The sequence below is a fragment of the Devosia submarina genome (assembly GCF_003056345.1).
Lineage (GTDB): Bacteria > Pseudomonadota > Alphaproteobacteria > Rhizobiales > Devosiaceae > Devosia > Devosia submarina.
Genome location: NZ_PYWB01000032.1, coordinates 1 through 848, shown reverse-complemented (window position 1 = coordinate 848; position 848 = coordinate 1). Strand labels below are relative to the sequence as shown.

General features: G+C 59.4%; 1 pseudogene. It reads right to left on the bottom strand.

From position 1 onward, the window contains the following. Positions 1-848: pseudogene (locus DDE77_RS19255) on the bottom strand (IS3 family transposase); the annotation flags it as partial.

The following is an 848-nucleotide window of genomic DNA, read 5'->3' as shown; positions in this document are numbered from 1 at the left end:
AACCTCACAGTAGTCCTCGATCCATCCTGGCAGCAAGGCGAGGATGGTGTCGGCGTCTGGGAGGATTGCGGTCGAAGCGTAGTCTCGCTTCAGGGTCTTTACGAAGGCCTCGGACATGCCATTGCTCTGCGGGCTTCTGACGGGGGTGAAGAGCAGGGTTAGACCAAGTGCGGCAGATACTTGAGCGGTCTGCCTGGCGATATAGGCACTGCCATTGTCGGAGAGCCACTCCAGCCGGTGTGGGACCTTGAGGCTACCGAAGCGACGCTCGACTGCCGCGATCATCAGGTCGCACACCATCTCACCGGAGATGCCGGCATTGGCGACAGCAGACCAGGCGATGATCTCCCGGTCACAGGCATCGATGACGAAGACGATGCGGACAACCTCTCTGTTGCGGGCATGGATCTCCAGATGATCGGAGCACCATCGGATATTGGAGCGGAGGGCAACAACGACGCCGTCATGCGTGCGGCCTGGCCGCAGAGCCGTATGCTTTTGAAGGGTCAGTCCGTTCTGCTGCATGACCCTGAGAACCCGCTTGGTGTTGACCATGGGCTTGCCCTCTTTGCGCCGCTGCCGGTTGAGCAATGCTGTCACGCGGCGATAACCGTAGGTGGGTCGCTGGTCGATAATCGGGCGCAGTTCGGAAAGAAGAACCACATCATCTGCCTTGCGATATGAGCCGCGCGGCTTGGATGGCTTGCTGGCACGCTCGATCAGGTTGGATCTGGAGACGCCTAATGTTCTTGCTACGGCACTCATTGGGTATCGTCCTCGGGATTGCTCCACGACAGCAACGGCGAGGTCCGTTTTTTTGGGCGCGCGAGATCAAGGGCTTCCTTGAG